At 64.8% G+C, this 3,763-nt stretch carries 4 protein-coding genes; 2 read left to right on the top strand and 2 right to left on the bottom strand.

From position 1 onward, the window contains the following. Together ACFWPJ_RS27230 and ACFWPJ_RS27225 are read right to left on the bottom strand one after the other, a co-directional pair. Nucleotides 1-375 (bottom strand): flavoprotein (locus ACFWPJ_RS27230; RefSeq protein WP_378855499.1); only part of this gene is annotated, 375 nt, incomplete at its 3' end. Between the two features lie 38 nt (nt 376-413). Further along, the gene (locus tag ACFWPJ_RS27225; RefSeq protein ID WP_378855497.1) at nt 414-1,679 is read right to left on the bottom strand and encodes a helix-turn-helix transcriptional regulator; all 1,266 of its coding nucleotides are present in this window, start codon (nt 1,677-1,679) and stop codon (nt 414-416) included. Nucleotides 1,680-2,172: 493 nt separating this feature from the next. Between ACFWPJ_RS27225 and ACFWPJ_RS27220 the strand changes: the two genes are divergently transcribed. Beyond that, nucleotides 2,173-2,364, top strand: coding sequence for a hypothetical protein (locus tag ACFWPJ_RS27220; protein WP_378855495.1), 192 nt, complete (start codon nt 2,173-2,175; stop codon nt 2,362-2,364). Nucleotides 2,365-2,377: 13 nt separating this feature from the next. Beyond that, nucleotides 2,378-3,691, top strand: a complete 1,314-nt coding sequence (locus tag ACFWPJ_RS27215; RefSeq protein ID WP_378855493.1) for a phosphomethylpyrimidine synthase ThiC — start codon at nt 2,378-2,380, stop codon at nt 3,689-3,691. Nucleotides 3,692-3,763: the final 72 nt, after the last annotated feature.

Here is a 3,763-nt window from a genome sequence, read left to right as displayed (position 1 = left end):
CTGCTCGGGCTTTGCATGTGGCACCGCCACGACCGGACGTCCGCCGCCGACTGCCTCGACCAGCATCGCCAGAGGAAGCGTGTCGCCGATGCCGGCGGCCCACTTCGCCAACGAGTTCGATGTGATCGGCGCGACGATCAGTGCATCAGCCGGGGGCAGGAGGTCGACAGTGCCTGGTTCCTTGAACTGTGAACGCACCGGGTACCGGGTCTGGGCTGCCAGTGCTTCGGTATCGATGAACCGGGCACCGTTCGGCGAGGCGACGACGCACACGTCCCATCCGTCGGCCTGAGCAAGCTCGACCAGCTGACCGACATTGCTCGCAGGAGTTGCACCAGTCACGATCGCGTACAACACCGGGGTTCGCTCAGCCATAGCCACCATCGTCGCAGCCATCGGGCTCGTTCGCGCACCTACGCCGGAACCACGCCCACTCGTTGCGCCAGCCGCCCCAGGTCGCCGGTGGTGAGGTTTCTCCGCGCCTTGCGCATCGTGTGCCCGACGAGCTCACGGACATGGGTCATGTTCCGAACCTGCTGTGGAGCAATATGTTCGGCCCGCAGCAAAGCGTGTATCGACGCTGGATAGTTTCGCTTCATCGATGCTGCGCGGCCCACTTCGACGAAGTACTGCGCTGTACGCCCCGCGGTGGGCAATGTGTGCGGATCGAGCTGGCGCGCCAGATGGAGCACAGCGTCCGCGTCGCGGACTTCCATAGCCGCCGACATCTTCCACAGCGCGACATTCGGGGAGCCGAACGTCGGATTGCCCAGAATCGACGCCGCCGATGCTGTCGCTTTGTCCAGTCTCGCCGCCTGCTCGGCTGCCTCGTCCAGGTGCGCTTCCGGGTCGCCGCCGCTGGCCGCAGTCACCAGCGATGCCTGCAGATGCAGCATGCCGAGTGTCTGTACCTCCCCGACAGTCCGGACATCCGACGAGATCCTTTCCGCTGTGTCCTCGACGCAGTCCAACGCTGCCTTCAACGCTCCCGGACGTGAGAGCAGGACCTGGCTGCGGGCAAATGTCGCCGCCGCATGCCCTGGGAGGCTGTCGATCATCTGGGCTGCGCGTTCGGCTTCCTGCGCTGCCGACCATGCCACCGCCGTGTAGCCGCGGGCTCGCATCGCTATCGACGTACTGAACGCGACCTGAGCCAGCGCGTCCCACGCCGCATGCTGGTCGGCCGGAGATCCGTCGCGCGTCCGCCGATACAGGTCGGTGAGCAGCGCGGGCAGCAGCGGTGCGAGGGTGGCGTACTCGCATTCCATCTGCAGTCGAGCGGCGTGCTTGCTCGCGTCGATGAGGGAATCGGTGCGGCGCGCCGGAGCTACGTCGGTGATGTTTCCGGCTGTCCAGAAGGCGGTTTCGATTTCCGGCACAGCCGCATGAAAGGCCGTGGCCGGTGCGCCGAGCCGTTCGTGTTCGTGCCCGGTGAGGTCGCCGATGTCGACCGACAGTGCCGCAGCGAGCGCATGCAGCAACTTGCGGGAATCGATGGGCCGCTCCCCTGCTTCATATTTCGCGATGGCTCCCCGGCTGACACCGACTCGATCGGCCAGCACCTGTTGGGTGAGTCCACGGCGAGCACGGATCACGCGGACTTGCCGACCGACGAACATATCGCCGTGATCTATTCCGGTCATCTGCTGCTCCCATTCGTGGACGCGAGCGATCAGCATCGCTATGCCCCGTTGTCCCCATGTCCCGCTGCGGGACAAAGGTTGTTGCCTACTGGCCCACTCTCAATTGATGCCACCACTATCGCCATCGATCACAGGAACACGGACCGAACATTTATCCCGAATTCCTCACGCAGACACTGATTTTCATCAGTCCAGCCACCATGTCGGTACTTGCGGTCCTTGCGACACTCGACCCGAACCGCCTCCAGTGTCTCGCCCTGATGCGGCAACTGTCGACGTTTGCAGTACCCCGCACGAACTGCCGACTGGGTACCGCCTGATCTCCGCATTCCGTGGCGCATTCGGACACCTTCCTGGTGACCACCGCATCGCACGCTGGGCCCAAGCATTCGCCCACCTGCACCGCTGCCGCCACATCAACCCCGCAAACACCACCCGAATCGACACGCGCCGAACCGCACTCGTCGAACTGGTCGATGCCTGGGTAGCGAACCACACCCGCCTGCCCGACCGGGCCTACGGCGCAGCGATGGACGACCTAGCAGCCGCGTACATCGGATTCGAAGCGAAGTTCCACGCGAGCGCGCCCGTCGACTTCAACGAGCTGCACCAGGCGTGGACAACCGTCGCCGACCACGTCATCGCCTGGGGTGACCTCCGCACCGGCGAGGCAGCCGTGCCGTGGCCACTGCAGCGCTCCTCCCCCGTATCCGCCGATTGAAAGGTGCACCACCATGCTCGATCTCGACTACTCGACTGATCCACAGTTCATCGAGACCTGTGCGCGCGAAGGAATCGAAGTCACCGATGCCGCGACCGCCATCGCAGACGGAACCCTGGTGTTCCTGCGCTCCAACGAATCTCGTCAACACAACGACTTCGTCCCGATCTTCGTAGGTGCAGGCACTCGGCGAAAAGTCACCGCGCTGATCGGCCTGGGCCCCAAGGACACCAACCGCGACGCGATCGTCGACAGCATGTCGGTGATCCTGGCCGCCAAGCCCGACGCAGTGATCGACCTGACCACCAACCCCGAGGGCATCGCGCTGCGCCGCGAGCTGAAGGAAGTGGTCGGTATTCCATTGGGCTGCTGTCTGACCTACGACCTGTTCGCACAGCCACGCAAGAAGCTCGGCCGGGCCGAGTTCTTGGAACGATTCGAGCTCGGCCTGGACTCCGGTGTCGACTTCGCGCTGATCCACGCCGGGATCAACCCAGAGCTGGCGCGTAGCAGCGAGCAGTCGAAACGGATCATGCCCACCACCTCTCGCGGTGGCGGACTGATCGCCCGCTACATGCGCATGCACAACACCGAATCACCGCTGCACGAATACTTCGACGGCATCCTCGACATCTGCCGACGCCGTGGTGTTGTGCTCGACCTCGGGGACATTTTCCGCCCCGGCGCCACAGCCGACGCCGGTGACGAGCTGAAATGGCGCGAGATCGAGTTGCTGGCGACGCTGCGCCGCCAAGCCCTCGATGCCGGAGTTCAAATCCTGTGCGAAACCGGTGGCCACATCCCGCTGCACCGCATCCCCGAAATCATCCCCGCCTACAAGAAGGCACTCGGTGGCGCGCCACTGTGGCTGGCAGGCCCGATGGTGGTCGACAACGCCGTCACCCTCGACTCGATCGTCAACACCATCGGCGTGGCCACCGCCGGTCAGCACGGCGGCGACATGTTCGCCAGCATTACTCAGGTCGAGCACTACCTGATGCCCACCGGTCCCGACACTGCCGAGGCCGTGCGAAACGTCAAGGTCGCCATCACCGCCCTCGAACTATGCCGCGGCAACACCGACGAGGCAGCCCGCCAGCGCGCCATCTCCGTGGCTCGGCGCGCGAACAACTGGGACGTGCAAGCCACCCACGCCCTCTACCCACGACTGGCCGGCAACGCCTTCATCAACGCAGGTCTGAAAACCGGTGCACCGTGCACGATCTGCGGATCGCTGTGTCCACACCTGACCGCCAAGAAGGACAACGAGGAAACCCCTGTCCCCGCCGGCACGGTTCCGCTGTCGATCACCCCCGCGGAGAGCTGACCGATGACCACCACCGCTACCCAGCACCCCAGCACCGCGGCATCCCTGGCCGCCACGATCACCCGACCTCTT

The sequence above is a fragment of the Nocardia sp. NPDC058497 genome, assembly GCF_042720195.1.
Classification (GTDB): Bacteria; Actinomycetota; Actinomycetes; order Mycobacteriales; family Mycobacteriaceae; genus Nocardia.
Note: the sequence above shows the minus strand (reverse complement) of the source record. Positions and strands in the feature narration are given on the sequence as shown.

Excerpts from the sequence above, each read along its gene's own strand:
- ACFWPJ_RS27225 (WP_378855497.1), bottom strand. The coding sequence starts at position 1,679 with ATGCTGATCGCTCGCGTCCACGAATGGGAGCAGCAGATGACCGGAATA.
- ACFWPJ_RS27220 (WP_378855495.1), top strand. The coding sequence starts at position 2,173 with ATGGACGACCTAGCAGCCGCGTACATCGGATTCGAAGCGAAGTTCCAC.
- ACFWPJ_RS27215 (WP_378855493.1), top strand. The coding sequence starts at position 2,378 with ATGCTCGATCTCGACTACTCGACTGATCCACAGTTCATCGAGACCTGT.